Source organism: Pantoea sp. Cy-640, from assembly GCF_011752635.1.
Classification (GTDB): Bacteria; Pseudomonadota; Gammaproteobacteria; order Enterobacterales; family Enterobacteriaceae; genus Pantoea; species Pantoea dispersa.
Genome location: NZ_VWXB01000004.1, coordinates 440,654 through 454,250 on the forward strand (window position 1 = coordinate 440,654; position 13,597 = coordinate 454,250).

The window sequence follows — 13,597 nt, forward strand, 5'->3', positions numbered from 1 at the left end:
TATCATGCAGCATCCGCACCACGCAGAAACCACCTTTTCACTGGAAAACGTCAGCTTCCGTGTACCCGGCCGCACGCTGCTGCATCCGCTGTCGCTGACTTTCGCCCCGGGCAAAGTCACCGCGCTGATCGGGCATAACGGTTCCGGTAAATCCACGCTGCTGAAGATGCTCGGCCGTCACCATGCCGCCAGCGAAGGGCGCGTGATGCTCAACGGTGAAGCGGTTGATACCTGGAGCAGTAAAGCTTTTGCACGTCAGGTAGCCTATCTGCCGCAGCAGCTGCCCGCGGCAGAGGGCATGACGGTACGCGAGCTGGTGGCGATTGGGCGCTATCCGTGGCACGGTGCGCTGGGGCGCTACGGCCAGGAAGATCGCGATCGGGTAGACGAGGCGATTGCGCTGGTTGGACTGAAACCCTTCGCCGGGCGGCTGGTGGACAGCCTGTCCGGCGGCGAGCGTCAGCGCGCGTGGCTGGCGATGCTGGTGGCGCAGAACAGCCGCTGCCTGCTGCTGGACGAACCCACATCTGCGCTGGATATCGCCCATCAGGTGGATGTGCTGGCGCTGATTCAGCGCCTCAGCCACGAACGCGGCCTGACGGTGATAGCGGTACTGCACGATCTCAACATGGCGGCTCGCTACTGTGACCAGCTGGTGGCGCTGCGCGCGGGCGAAGTGATCGCGCAAGGCGGACCGGAAGCGATTATGCAGGCCGGGGTGCTGGGTGATATTTATGGCATTCCGATGGGCATTCTGCCGCATCCGCAGGGCGGCGCGCCCGTCAGCTTTGTCTACTGAGGCCTTGTGATGTTCGACATTTCCCGTCGCCGTCTGCTGACCGCGCTGGCGCTCTCACCGCTGATGAACCTTGCACCGCTGCGCGCCGCGCCGCCGGACAGCCAGCGCATCCTGGCGCTGGAGTGGCTGCCGGTGGAGCTGCTGATGGCGCTCGGCGTCGCCCCGCTCGGCGTGGCCGATCTGCACAACTACGCCATCTGGGTGGGTGACCCGGTCTTGCCGGCCGGCACCCTCGATCTCGGCTTACGCACCGAACCCAATCTGGAACTGATGACCCAGCTGGCACCGTCGCTGATCCTGCACTCCAACGGTTACGGCCCGGCGGTCGACAAGCTGGAGCGCATTGCGCCGACGATGGGCTTTGACCTCAACAGCGGCGATGGCAAACCGTTCACCACCGCGCGCACATCGCTGCATGCGCTGGCTGCCCGGCTTGGCCTTGAAGCGCAGGCACAGGCCCATTTGCACTGGGTGGATGGTGAAGTGGCGGCCGCGCGTGAGCGGTTACGTCCGTGGGCGCAGCGTCCGCTGCTGCTGATGTCGCTGATGGATCCGCGTCACGCCATTACCTTCGGTAAAGGCAGCCTGTTCCTCGAAGTGATGGAGCAGCTTGGCCTGCGCAATGCCTGGCAGGGCGAAACCAACTTCTGGGGCAGTGCGGTGGTCGGGCTGGAGCGGCTGGCGGAGGTCGGTGACGTTGAGGTGATCTGCTTCGATCACGATAACGAACGCGATATGCAGCAGGTGACGCAAAGCGCACTGTGGCAGGCGCTGCCGTTTGTCCGTTCCGGCCGTTTCCGGCGCGTGCCGGCGGTGTGGTACTACGGCGCCACTTACTCAGCCATCAAATTTATTCGCGTGCTGGAACGCGCGCTGGAGTCGCACTGATGCGCAACCGTCTGTTTCCCGTCGCGCTGCTCAGCGTGCTCAGTTTACTGGCGCTGGCGCTCACGTTTATCAACCTGCGCCAGGCGCTGCCATTGGCGCAGTGGCAGCAGGCGATGTTCGCGCCGGATATCGATAACATCCGTCAGGTGGTGTTCCACTACAGCCTGCTGTCGCGGCTGGCGCTGGCGCTGCTGGTCGGGGCCGGACTTGGCCTTGCGGGCCTGCTGTTTCAGCAGGTGCTGCGCAATCCGCTGGCGGAGCCGACCACGCTGGGCGTCTCTTCCGGCGCGCAGCTTGGCCTGACCGTCGCCACTCTGTGGCAGCTGCCGGGCGGGGAGCTGACGCAGCAGTTTGCCGCGATGGGCGGGGCGGTGCTGGTCGGCGTGCTGGTGTTTGGCATCGCCTGGGGCAAGCGTCTGTCGCCGGTGACGCTGATCCTCGCCGGTCTGGTACTGAGCCTGTATGCCGGCGCGGTTAATCAAATCTTTGCCATCTTCAATCACGATCAGCTGCAAAACATGTTTCTGTGGAGCACCGGCGCGCTGAACCAGCTCGACGGCCACAACGTGGCGCTGCTGTGGCCGCGCCTGCTGCTGGCGTTCGCACTGGCACTGGCGCTGTTGCGTCCGCTGACGTTGATGGGGCTGGATGATGGCGTGGCGAAAAACCTTGGTCTGGCGCTGTCGGCGGCGCGCATTGCCGCGCTGGCGCTGGCGATCCTGCTCAGTGCGCAGCTGGTTAACGTCGCCGGCATCATCGGCTTTATCGGGCTGTTCGCGCCGCTGCTGGCGAAGATGCTGGGGGCGCGTCGTCTGCTGAGCCGCTTGCTGCTGGCGCCGCTGATTGGCGCACTGCTGCTGTGGCTGGCCGATCAGTGCGTGCTGTGGCTGACCGCGCACTGGCGTGAAGTGTCAACCGGGACGGCTACCGCGCTGATTGGCGTGCCGATTCTGCTGTGGCTGCTGCCGCGTCTGCGTACGGGCTCGCTGCCGCCGGCGATGAATGCCGGCGACACAGTGCCGCAGGAGCGACAGGCCGTGCTGCGCTGGTGCCTGGCGGGCGTGATGATTCTGGCGCTGTGCAGTCTGGCGGGCATCGCGTTTGGGCGCGACGCACACGGCTGGACGTGGGTCAGCGGCGACATGCTGCAACAGCTGCTGCCGTGGCGCGTGCCGCGCGTGCTGGCGGCGCTGGTGGTCGGCACGATGCTGGGCGTCGCCGGGGTGCTGATTCAGCGCCTGACCGGTAATCCGATGGCCAGTCCGGAAGTGCTGGGCATCAGCTCCGGGGCGGCCTGCGGGGTGGTGGTTATGCTGTTCTTTGTGCCCGGCAACGCGGTCGCCTGGCTGCTGCCTGCGGGCGTGCTGGGTGCCGCGCTGACGCTGCTGGTGATTATGCTGGTGGCCAGCCGCGGCGGTTTTGCACCGGAACGCATGCTGCTGGCCGGAATGGCGCTGAACAGTGCGTTCGTCACGTTACTGATGGTGTTGCTGGCGAGCGGCGATCCGCGCATGGCCGGGCTGCTGAGCTGGATTTCCGGTTCGACGTATAACATCTCAATGACGCAGGCGCTGCAGAGTGCTGTCGTGGGCATGATACTGGTGGCGCTGGCACCGCTGGCCAGCCGCTGGCTGACGCTGCTGCCGCTCGGCAGTGCCACGGCGCGCTCAGCCGGCATGGCGCTGAACCGATCGCGCTTCAGCCTGCTGTTGCTGGCGGCTGCGCTGACCGCCACCGCGACGCTCACTATCGGTCCGCTGAGTTTTATTGGCCTGATGGCACCACATATTGTGCGCATGCTCGGCTTCCGTCGCGCGCTGCCGCAATTGCTGATGGCTGGCCTGCTCGGCGGGTGCCTGCTGGTGTTCGCCGACTGGTGCGGCCGCATGCTGGCCTTCCCGGATCAAATCCCGGCGGGCCTGATGGCGACCTTCTTCGGCGCGCCGTATTTTATCTGGCTGCTAAGGCGCGCTTAGTGAAGCGGGGCGCTATGAATGGCGCCCCGGCAGGTTTACAGCTGCGCGAAGCAGCGGCGGGCGGCATCGACGGTGCGCTGAATATCTTCCTGGCTGTGCGCCAGTGACATAAAGCCGGCCTCATAGGCCGATGGCGCGAGGTAAACACCTTCCTGCAGCATCAGATGGAAGAAACGCTTAAAACGCTCCACATCGCACTTCGTCACGTCGGCGTAGCAGGTCACGCTGTCGGCGTCGGTGAAGAAAATACCGAACATGCCACCGACGTGGTTCACCACCAGCGGGATATTTTCCGCCTCTGCCGCCGCCAGCAGGCCAGCACACAGCTGGTCGGTGAGTGCGGTTAAGGTCGCATGGGTGCCTGGCTGCGCAATCTGCGACAGGCAGGCAAAACCGGCGGCCATGGCAATCGGATTGCCGGACAGCGTGCCCGCCTGATACACCGGGCCAGTGGGAGCCAGCGCGGCCATCACTTCGCGGCGGCCGCCAAAGGCACCAACCGGCATACCGCCGCCGATGATCTTGCCGAGGCAGGTCAGATCTGGCGTGACGTCGTAATACGCCTGGGCACCGCCCAGCGCCACGCGGAAGCCGGTCATCACTTCATCGATAATCAGCAGCGCGCCAAACTCATCGCACAGCGCACGCAGGCCCGGCAGGAATTCCGGCTGTGGCGGGATGCAGTTCATGTTGCCTGCCACCGGTTCGACGATAATACAGGCGATCTCTTGCGGATACTGCTCAAACGCCGCGCGCACCGAGTCGAGATCGTTGTAGGTGCAGGTCAGCGTGTGGCGGGCGAAATCCGCCGGCACGCCCGGCGAGTTGGGCTGGCCGAGCGTCAGCGCACCGGAACCGGCTTTCACCAGCAGGCAGTCAGCGTGGCCGTGGTAGCAGCCCTCAAATTTGATGATTTTGTCACGCTGGGTGAAACCGCGCGCCAGGCGGATGGCGCTCATGGTGGCTTCTGTGCCGGAGTTAACCATCCGCACCATATCCATGCTTGGCACCAGCTCGCATACCAGCTCGGCCATCTTCACTTCCATCTCGGTCGGCGCGCCAAAACTCAGGCCGCGCGCGGCGGCTTCGATCACCGCATTGCGAATGGTGGCGTTATTGTGGCCCAGCACCATCGGCCCCCAGGAGCCGACGTAATCGATATAGGCTTTGCCATCGGCATCATACAGATAGGCACCGTCGGCGCGTTCGATGAACAGCGGCACGCCGCCCACGCCGGTAAAGGCACGCACCGGGGAGTTCACGCCGCCCGGGATCAGGCGTTGTGCTTCGGCATACAGGTTTTCTGACTTACTCATGGTTCGGCTCCTGCTGTTCTGGAAAAAATCTGGCGCCATTCTACGGAAGAGCGGCCGGTGAAGAAAGGCGCGCGGCCGCTTGCGCCTGCGACATTGCTATACTTTATGCCATAACTGGCGGCACACAGTGTCAAGGGCGCTACTTGATTGCACTGGACGGCTGGCAGATAATAGCGAAATTGAGGTCGTTTTCTGACCTGGACGTTTACCCGGAGTAAAAGATGAGTGACGACGTAGCCGCGCTGCCTCTGCAGTTCACCGATGCAGCAGCGAAAAAAGTAAAAAACCTGATTGCGGATGAAGAGAATCCGGCGCTGAAACTGCGCGTATACATCACCGGCGGGGGCTGCAGTGGCTTCCAGTATGGTTTTACTTTTGACGATCAAATGAATGACGGCGACATGACCATCGAGAAGCAGGGTGTGGCGCTGGTAGTTGACCCGATGAGCTTGCAGTATCTGGTGGGTGGATCGGTTGACTACACCGAAGGTCTGGAAGGTTCCCGCTTTATCGTGACCAATCCCAACGCCAAAACCACCTGCGGCTGCGGCTCCTCTTTCAGCATCTGATGCTGGGCTGGCTGCCGTTCTGGCAGCCATGATTTACCACTCAATTGTCACTAAGCGAGCCGTTTCACGGCGCATCGCATCGCGGTTCAGTACGCTTTGTGTCACGCGCGGCTGCGCGCTGAAATGCCGGCCACAGTCAACAGACGGCAGCGTCTGCTCACTCGGGCGTGAGATATCGCAGCGGGAGAAAATCGTTAGCGAGACGGCGATAGAGCCCGTGGTGGTTGCCGCACCGATCGGTGCAGCCACGATCAGCCCTATGGCCAGCAGCAGCGCTCTGGTCATGGTGAAATCCTGGTGATGTCAAAAGTGCGCTACGCGCTAAAAGGGCACAGAGCATACGTGGCCGCTGTGCCTTGTTATTTGATTTTCGACATAAATCGTCGAATCTTTAGTCTGGTAATGCTTTATTTTTCGTCGGATGTAAAGCTTCGCACAATTGTTTTGCCGCCAGCAGCAGGCGCGGACCCGGCCGGCTCAGCCAGTCATCGTTAAGCGCAATCACCGGCACGTTAAGCTGCGGCTGCCAGAAGCGCGCGACGCTGGCGGCGCGGCTGGCATCACCGCCCGTGACAATCGCCTGCGGGTGCCGCGTCAGCACCTGCTCCCGGCTCACCTGAGGCCAGCTCACACTGCTGTCAGCAAAGATATTGCGACCGCCGCACAGGGTGATGACCTCATTCTGCAGCGTGCTGCGCGCGGCGGTAAACAGCGGCTGCTGGCCAAACTGCAGAAACAGCGGCACCGGCGTTTGCTGCTGATAGCGCTGACGCAGCGTCTGCAGCTGCTGGTGTAACGCCTGTGCGGCCGCGGTGGCCCGCTGGGGCTGTGGGCTCCAGCGCTGCAGCGCCGCCAGCGCGTCAATCATCTGGTCGAGTGATTGCGGATCGATCCATTCCACATGGATGCCCAGACGCTGCAGCTGCTCCACCTGGCGCAGTGGATTGCCGCCGCGCCAGGCCAGCACCACATCCGGTCTGAGCTGCACAATGCGTTCAACGCGAATGCCCTGCCAGTTCGCCACCTGCTCCAGCTGGCGAGCAGCGGCGGGATAGTCTGACCAGGCGCTCACCGCCACTGGCGTGATGCCGGCGGCAAACGCCAGTTCAGTGAGATGCGGCGACAGGGTAATGACGCGCGGTGCGGCCAGCAGGCTGTGGCACAGCAGCCACAGCCCGAGCAGCAGATATTTAGCCACGCGCCAGCTGAGCCAGCAGGTTTTCCACCATCAGCGACGACTGTTTAGCCGCCACGCTGAGGAACTCTTCGAAACTCAGATGCGACGCTTTATCGGCCACGTCAGAAATAGCGCGTACCACCACGAACGGCACCTTAAACTGATGGCAAACGTGACCAATCGCCGTGGCTTCCATCTCTACCGCAATCGCCTGCGGGAAGGTGCTGCGGATACGCTCCAGCGGTGCGGCGCCATTAATAAAGGCGTCACCGCTGACCACCAGACCGCGCACCGCGTTGAGATCCAGCTGTTTGATCACCTGCTCTGCGGCGGCAATCAGCGCGCTGTCCGCGACAAACGCCGCCGGGCAGCCCGCCATCTGACCAGGCTCATAGCCAAAAGCGGTGACATCGGCATCGTGATAACGCACTTCATCGGACACCACGATATCGCCCACCTGCAGGGTTGGTGCCAGACCGCCTGCGGAACCGGTGTTGATCACCAGATCCGGTTTGCACAGCTCCAGCAGCAGCGTGGTACCCAGCGCCGCCGCGGTTTTGCCGATGCCCGATTTCAGCAGAGCCACCTCAACGCCGTTGAGCGTACCGGTGTAAATTTCGCAGCCGGCCAGCGTCAGCGTCTGACGGTTTTCAATTTTGTCACGCAGCAGTGTGACTTCCTGCTCCATCGCGCCAATAATGCCTGCTTTCATAAAGAATCTCGCTGTAGTTATGGATGTATAAGGCTAAAGTGAGGCATAGTCTAACATGGCTCAATGGGGATCAATTCAGGAAAAAATAAGGGGTAACAATGGCGACGATCAATTTCAGGAAGAAGATCAGTTTCACCCGCCCTTATACCAGCCGCAAAGATCCCGAAGGCGAATACTTTATTACCCGCCACTTTGAAAGCGATCGTGGACGCATTATTAATTCTGCCGCGATTCGCCGTTTGCAACAAAAAACCCAGGTGTTTCCGCTGGAGCGGAATGCGGCCGTGCGCTCGCGCCTGACCCATTCGCTTGAGGTGCAGCAAACCGGGCGTTACATCACCAAAGAGATTCTGCATACGCTGAAAACCCAGGGCGGCGGGCTGGCAGCTTACGGCCTCGATGGCTTTGAGGGCGCGGTCGAGAGCCTGGTGGAGATGGCCTGCCTGCTGCACGACGTCGGCAACCCGCCGTTTGGCCATTTTGGTGAAGCGGCGATCAATGACTGGTTTGATGACAACCTGCCGGCCGAACTGGTGGATCCGCTGGTGGCGGGCGTGGCGGATGACGCGCAGCGTGCCGATTTCGACCGGTTAAATGCAATGATTCGTCAGGATTTGTGCCATTTCGAAGGGAATGCGCAGGCCATTCGGCTGGTGCATACCCTGCTGCAGCTAAATCTTAGCTATGCGCAGGTAGCGTGTATTTTAAAATACACCGCGCCGGCGTGGTGGCAGGGCGATAAGCCGGCGGAGTTCAGCGTATTAATGAAAAAGCCGGGTTTCTATTTATCCGAACGTGAATATGTGGCCGATCTCCGCGCGGCAACGGATATACCTGAGCACCACCGTTATCCGCTGACCTGGATAATGGAAGCGGCTGACGATATCTCCTATTGTATTGCCGACCTCGATGACGCCGTAGAAAAAGACATCTTCACCGTCGATACGCTCTATCATTCTTTGCTCAACGCCTGGGGCCCGGTGAAACCTGGCGACGCGTTTAGCCGCACCATTAATGAAGCGTGGAAAGAGGCGAATCAGAAAAAGCGCCGCAGTATTAGCGATCAATTTTTCATGTCGCTGCGGGTTAACGTCCAGAGCGTGCTGGTCAGCCATGCGGTGCGCCGCTTTGTTGATAATTTACCTGCCATTTTTGCCGGCAACTTTAACCATGCGCTGCTGGAAGACGACGGTGATGAAGGGCGCCTGTTAAAATTATTTAAAACCGTGGCGCGCCAGCAGGTGTTTAATCACCCTGAAGTTGAGCAGCTGGAATTACAGGGTTATCGGGTCATTAAAGGATTACTGGAAATTTATCAGTCGCTGATGCAGCTCGATTATGAACAGTTTACCACGTTAATGAATGAGGATTTTCTCGCGAAACATCCGATCGAAACCCGACTGTTTCATAAACTTTCCGGTAAACATCGCAAAGCTTATCAGCAACAGATGCGTAACCTGGTGGTGCAGCATAAATATCAGCGATTGTTATGGGAACGTTATTATCGCTCGCGGCTGATTCAGGACTATATCAGCGGGATGACGGACAATTACGCCTGGGATGAGTATCGTCGGTTGATGGCGGTGGAATAAGCGCAGTTTTGTAAAGACGAAGAATAAATTTTTACCTTTACCCAATACTTTATCAGGAACTTCGCGCTAAAAACTTAATCTCATCATCACGACCACAGCAATGGTCTGCACGTTAATTTCAGAGAGACACAGACGAATGAAAAAAAGCACATTAATGTTAAGTGCGCTGGCGCTTAGTCTGGGCATGGCGTTAAGCCCTGTCAGTGTTTTCGCGGCGGAGACAGCGTCTTCCTCCAGTCAGCAACTGCCCAGCCTGGCACCCATGCTGGAAAAAGTGATGCCTTCCGTGGTCAGTATCAGCGTGGAAGGCAGCACCACGGTGAAAACCCCGCGCATGCCGCAGCAGTTCCAGCAATTCTTTGGCGATAATTCCCCGTTCTGTCAGGACGGATCGCCGTTCCAGGGTTCACCCATGTGCCAGGGCGGCGGCGGTGACGGTAGCGACGATGGCGCCAACGCGCAGAAGCAGCAGTTCCGCGCGCTGGGTTCCGGCGTAATCATCAACGCCGACAAAGGCTATGTGGTTACCAACAACCACGTGGTAGATAACGCCACCAAAATTCAGGTACAGCTGAGCGATGGCCGTCGCTACGATGCTAAGGTCATCGGCAAAGATCCGCAGTCTGACATCGCGCTGATCCAGCTGCAGGATGCGAAAAACCTGACGGCAATTAAGATCGCAGACTCCGACAATCTGCGCGTCGGTGATTACACCGTGGCCATCGGTAACCCGTACGGCCTGGGCGAAACGGTCACGTCTGGCATCGTCTCGGCGCTGGGGCGCAGCGGCCTTAACGTCGAAAATTACGAAAACTTTATCCAGACCGATGCCGCCATCAACCGCGGCAACTCCGGCGGTGCGCTGGTTAACCTGAACGGCGAGCTGATCGGTATTAACACCGCGATCCTCGCACCGGACGGCGGCAATATCGGTATCGGCTTTGCCATCCCGAGTTCCATGGTGAAAAACCTGACCGCGCAGATGGTGGAGTATGGCCAGGTGAAACGCGGCGAGCTGGGCATTATGGGCACCGAGCTCAACTCCGAGCTGGCTAAAGCGATGAAAGTGGATGCGCAGCGCGGCGCCTTTGTCAGCCAGGTGCTGCCAAACTCCGCGGCGGCGAAAGCCGGCGTGAAAGCGGGCGATGTGGTGGTTTCCATGAACGGTAAAGCGCTGACCAGCTTTGCGGCGCTGCGTGCGGAAGTCGGCTCGCTGCCGGTCGGCACCAAACTGCAGCTGGGCCTGCTGCGCGACGGCAAACCGCTGAACGTGACGGTTGAGCTGCAGCAGAGCTCACAGGATAAAGTGCAGTCCGCGACGATTTACACCGGCATTGAAGGCGCCGATCTCAGCAACGTCGACAGCAACGGCCAGAAGGGCGTGCGCGTGGACAGCGTGAAAGCCGGCAGCGCAGCGGCACGTATCGGCCTGAAGAAAGGCGATGTGATCCTCGGTGTGAACCAGCAGGCGGTAAGCAACCTTGGCGAGCTGCGTAAAATCCTCGACACCAAACCGTCGGTGCTGGCGCTCAACGTCAAGCGCGGCGACAGCAGCCTCTATCTGCTGATGCAGTAATCCTTTTATTGGTCTCTCAGGCGAGCTTCGGCTCGCCTTTTTTATTGCCTGTATGCTGCTGCGCCCCCAGTCATCTGTGCCTTTCCAGTGTGACCGCTGCCGCAATTCCGGTAATCGCCCTGCGGCTATGTGCAGTTGCACAATGCCAGGGGCAATCGGGATGCGTATTCTGTCGGTTCGTCCCGAATTCTGGAGTGTTTGATGGCCACCTATCATCTTGATGCGCGACTGGCTCAGGATATCGTTGCCCGCACCATGAAAATTATCGACAGCAATGTCAATGTGATGGATGCGCGCGGCCGCATTATTGGCAGTGGCGATCGCGAGCGTATTGGCGAATTGCACGAGGGCGCGCTGCTGGTGCTGTCTCAGGGCAGGGTGGTTGATATTGACGAAGCGGTAGCTAAACACCTGCACGGCGTGCGGCCGGGCATCAATTTGCCGCTGCGCATTGACGGCGACATCGTCGGCGTGATTGGCCTCACCGGCCAGCCCAGCACGTTACGCCATTACGGCGAGCTGGTGTGCATGACGGCAGAGATGATGCTGGAACAGGCGCGCCTGCTGCATATGCTGGCGCAGGACAGCCGCCTGCGTGAGGAGCTGGTGCTGAACCTGATCCGCAGCGATACGCTGTCGCCAGCGCTGAACGAATGGGCGCAGCGACTGGGCATCGATCTCAATCAGCCTCGCGTGGTGGCGGTGGTGGAAGTGGACAGCGGACAGCTGGGGGTCGATAGCGCGATGTCGGAGCTGCAGCAATTACAGACGCTGCTGACCACGCCCGATCGCGACAACCTGATCGCCATTGTTTCGCTCACCGAAATGGTGGTGCTGAAGCCAGCGCTGAATGCCCATGGCCGTTACGATCAGGACGATCATCGCCGCCGCGTCGATCAACTGCTGCAGCGTATGAAAGAGAGCGGTCAGGTGCGGATGCGCATCGCGCTCGGCAATTTCTTTACCGGGCCCGGCAGCATTGCGCGCTCTTACCGCACCGCCCGCACCACCATGATGGTGGGCAAACAGCGCATGCCGCAGCAGCGGAGCTTCTTCTATCAGGATCTGGTGCTGCCAGTGCTGCTGGATAGCCTGCGCGGCGGCTGGCAGGCCAGCGAGCTGGCACGTCCGCTGGCAAAACTGAAGAGCATGGACAATAACGGTTTGCTGCGGCGCACGCTGGTTGCGTGGTTCAGCCATAACGTGCAGCCGAGCGCCACAGCGCGCGCGCTGTTTATTCATCGCAATACGCTGGAGTACCGCCTGAACCGCATCTCGGAACTGACCGGCCTTAATCTGGCGAACTTCGACGATCGGCTGCTGCTGTATGTGGCGCTGCAGCTTGATGAGCAGGCATAAAAAAGGCCAGCACTGGCTGGCCTGAGAAGCGGCGGGAATTAGCGACCGTTGCGGGTCAGCTGATCGAGATCGGATTCGATTTCGGCGATTTTGTTCGACACCACGTTCTCCAGATGGCGCAGATCGGCGAGGATTTTGCGCTTCAGATCCACTTCTACCTGATCGCGCTGGCAGATCTGATCCAGTTCGTCGATCACGTAACGCAGGTTAGGGCTGATTTCCTGAATCTCTTTATAACCCTGGGTGGTGTGATCGGCCACCACGGTTTTGCGCTGACGCGGGTATTTAAACTTCACGCTTTTGGCGAAGAACTCGCCCTTGTCTTTGCGGAAGTAGATTTTCAGGATGTCGTTGTTGGCTTCCTGACGCAGGCTGTAGCGGTCAATGTCTTCAGGATTGCTGATACCTAAGCTTTTCAGGTTGTCGTACATAGCGTTTATATTCCATCTGAGAGTGAGTGAGCGCGCAGGATTATCATTATCATTCGGCTGCGTAATAAGCGCAACGAACCGAACGCTTACGGCATACTTAATCAACTGTAGACACAAAAACCGGGATGAACAGTGCGCGACCGGAGTTAACTGGCGCGGATTATGACCTGTTTGAAAAACAAACGCACCTGTTAATTCGCGGCGCGAAACAGGTAATAGCGGCAGGAGTGTAAAGAAAAAATGACGGGCCTGAATACAGGCCCGTGGGCATAAAAATAAGCGGGAAGAAAAAACTTAATCGATGGTGCGCAGCAGTTCGTTGATGCCGGTTTTTGCCAGCGTTTTGGCGTCGACTTTCTTCACGATCACCGCACAGTACAGGCTGTAGCTGCCATCTTTAGACGGCAGGTTACCGGAAACCACCACCGAACCCGCCGGTACGCGGCCGTAGTGCACTTCGCCGGTTTCACGGTCATAAATTTTGGTGCTCTGGCCGATGTAAACGCCCATGGAGATCACCGAACCTTCTTCGACGATCACGCCTTCAACGATCTCAGAACGGGCACCGATAAAGCAGTTATCTTCGATGATAGTTGGATTGGCCTGCAGCGGTTCCAGCACGCCGCCGATGCCAACGCCGCCGGACAGGTGCACGTTTTTACCAATCTGCGCACAGGAGCCGACAGTGGCCCAGGTATCTACCATGGTGCCTTCATCGACATACGCACCGATGTTGACATAGGACGGCATCAGCACGGTGTTGCGCGCGATGAATGCACCCTGACGCACCGCCGCCGGTGGCACGACGCGGAAGCCGGCGCTTTTAAAGCGCGCTTCATCCCAGCCGGCAAATTTCATCGGCACTTTGTCGTAGAAGCGGGTCTCTGCTCCGTCGATCACCTGGTTGTCGTTGATACGGAACGACAGCAGTACCGCTTTTTTCAGCCACTGATGCGTTACCCATTCGCCGTTGATCTTTTCTGACACGCGCAGTTCACCGCTGTCCAGCAGGCCAATCACCTGGTTGATCGCTTCACGGGTGGCGCTGTCCACGCTGGTCGGCGTAATGTCGGCGCGGCGTTCAAAGGCAGATTCGATAACGCTCTGTAACTGTTGCATATTTAATTCCTGAGTCTGTCATTGCGGATGCACGCCAGCTGGCGTGCAGAGTAAAATTATCGGGCAAACATCCTTCATGCTGC

The 13,597-nt window shown here is 59.6% G+C and carries 13 protein-coding genes; 7 read left to right on the top strand and 6 right to left on the bottom strand.

Annotated elements, in window-relative coordinates:
* Positions 1 to 4 precede the first annotated feature (4 nt).
* From fhuC to fhuB, 3 genes are read left to right on the top strand one after another with little or no spacing between them, the layout of a single operon-like run.
* Positions 5 to 799: a Fe3+-hydroxamate ABC transporter ATP-binding protein FhuC gene (gene fhuC / locus F3J36_RS13500; RefSeq protein WP_021507505.1), complete on the top strand. Its 795-nt coding sequence runs from the start codon at positions 5 to 7 to the stop codon at positions 797 to 799.
* 9 nt (positions 800 to 808) lie between these two features.
* Positions 809 to 1,687 (top strand): Fe(3+)-hydroxamate ABC transporter substrate-binding protein FhuD, encoded by an 879-nt coding sequence (gene fhuD, locus F3J36_RS13505; protein ID WP_127833697.1) that lies wholly within the window; start codon positions 809 to 811, stop codon positions 1,685 to 1,687.
* Positions 1,687 to 3,663 carry a Fe(3+)-hydroxamate ABC transporter permease FhuB gene (fhuB, locus tag F3J36_RS13510; RefSeq protein ID WP_166719870.1) on the top strand — a complete coding sequence of 659 codons (1,977 nt, stop codon included), beginning with the start codon at positions 1,687 to 1,689 and terminating at the stop codon, positions 3,661 to 3,663. Before fhuD ends, fhuB begins: the two co-directional genes overlap by 1 nt.
* A gap of 35 nt (positions 3,664 to 3,698) precedes the next feature.
* Here fhuB and hemL read toward each other — a convergent pair whose 3' ends face one another.
* Positions 3,699 to 4,979 carry a glutamate-1-semialdehyde 2,1-aminomutase gene (gene hemL, locus F3J36_RS13515; protein WP_021507502.1) on the bottom strand — a complete coding sequence of 427 codons (1,281 nt, stop codon included), beginning with the start codon at positions 4,977 to 4,979 and terminating at the stop codon, positions 3,699 to 3,701.
* A 221-nt stretch (positions 4,980 to 5,200) separates the two neighbouring features.
* Between hemL and erpA the strand changes: the two genes are divergently transcribed.
* Positions 5,201 to 5,548, top strand: coding sequence for an iron-sulfur cluster insertion protein ErpA (erpA, locus tag F3J36_RS13520; protein WP_021507501.1), 348 nt, complete (start codon positions 5,201 to 5,203; stop codon positions 5,546 to 5,548).
* Positions 5,549 to 5,581: 33 nt separating this feature from the next.
* Here erpA and F3J36_RS13525 read toward each other — a convergent pair whose 3' ends face one another.
* From F3J36_RS13525 to mtnN, 3 genes are all read right to left on the bottom strand, one after another.
* Positions 5,582 to 5,833, bottom strand: coding sequence for a hypothetical protein (locus tag F3J36_RS13525; RefSeq protein ID WP_058780468.1), 252 nt, complete (start codon positions 5,831 to 5,833; stop codon positions 5,582 to 5,584).
* Positions 5,834 to 5,939: 106 nt separating this feature from the next.
* The gene (gene btuF, locus F3J36_RS13530; protein WP_058774800.1) at positions 5,940 to 6,746 is read right to left on the bottom strand and encodes a vitamin B12 ABC transporter substrate-binding protein BtuF; all 807 of its coding nucleotides are present in this window, start codon (positions 6,744 to 6,746) and stop codon (positions 5,940 to 5,942) included.
* Positions 6,739 to 7,437 (bottom strand): 5'-methylthioadenosine/S-adenosylhomocysteine nucleosidase, encoded by a 699-nt coding sequence (gene mtnN / locus F3J36_RS13535; protein ID WP_021507498.1) that lies wholly within the window; start codon positions 7,435 to 7,437, stop codon positions 6,739 to 6,741. Before mtnN ends, btuF begins: the two co-directional genes overlap by 8 nt.
* 98 nt (positions 7,438 to 7,535) lie before the next feature.
* On the opposite strand from mtnN, the gene dgt reads away from it, so the two are divergent.
* The 3 genes from dgt to F3J36_RS13550 all read left to right on the top strand — a co-directional run bounded on the left by dgt (position 7,536) and on the right by F3J36_RS13550 (position 11,964).
* Positions 7,536 to 9,029, top strand: a complete 1,494-nt coding sequence (gene dgt / locus F3J36_RS13540; protein ID WP_021507497.1) for a dGTPase — start codon at positions 7,536 to 7,538, stop codon at positions 9,027 to 9,029.
* Between the two features lie 136 nt (positions 9,030 to 9,165).
* Complete coding sequence (degP, locus tag F3J36_RS13545) at positions 9,166 to 10,605, top strand: serine endoprotease DegP (protein ID WP_058759526.1); 1,440 nt, start codon at positions 9,166 to 9,168, stop codon at positions 10,603 to 10,605.
* A 201-nt stretch (positions 10,606 to 10,806) separates the two neighbouring features.
* Positions 10,807 to 11,964: a CdaR family transcriptional regulator gene (locus F3J36_RS13550; protein WP_021507495.1), complete on the top strand. Its 1,158-nt coding sequence runs from the start codon at positions 10,807 to 10,809 to the stop codon at positions 11,962 to 11,964.
* Positions 11,965 to 12,002: 38 nt separating this feature from the next.
* On the opposite strand, the gene F3J36_RS13555 is transcribed toward F3J36_RS13550, so the two are convergent.
* Positions 12,003 to 12,395 (bottom strand): DUF3461 family protein, encoded by a 393-nt coding sequence (locus tag F3J36_RS13555; protein ID WP_010616197.1) that lies wholly within the window; start codon positions 12,393 to 12,395, stop codon positions 12,003 to 12,005.
* A 294-nt stretch (positions 12,396 to 12,689) separates the two neighbouring features.
* Positions 12,690 to 13,514, bottom strand: a complete 825-nt coding sequence (gene dapD, locus F3J36_RS13560) for a 2,3,4,5-tetrahydropyridine-2,6-dicarboxylate N-succinyltransferase (RefSeq protein ID WP_021507493.1) — start codon at positions 13,512 to 13,514, stop codon at positions 12,690 to 12,692.
* Between the last annotated feature and the right edge of the window lie 83 nt (positions 13,515 to 13,597).